The following is a 292-nucleotide window of genomic DNA, read 5'->3' on the forward strand; positions in this document are numbered from 1 at the left end:
ATGAATCAGGACGATACCGTTGATCCGAGTTTTTTACCCGTGACAGAACAGGTCCCAACGCCTTCTCCAAATCCAGACTCGCATGATGAACGCGTTTCAGGTGTTCAAGGCAGCTATCCCAAGTATTTAACGACAGATACAGTGATTGCCGGTGATGTTGAAATGCCGCCGCAAGATTATGATCCTGAGTTGGCTTATGATGCCAAAATGGAAGCATGGTCAAAGGTCGATCTTGATGTCGTACGCGAAGCCACAACAGATAATTTATATTGGACCATGGCTGCTCAAACTG

At 46.2% G+C, this 292-nt stretch carries 1 protein-coding gene; it reads left to right on the forward strand.

Going from position 1 to position 292, the window contains the following annotated elements; all coding sequences use genetic code 11:
* Positions 1-292, forward strand: a 292-nt coding sequence (locus A3762_RS27240; protein WP_197469077.1) for a hypothetical protein, incomplete at both ends; no start/stop codon positions are given.

Source organism: Oleiphilus sp. HI0125 (genome assembly GCF_001635355.1).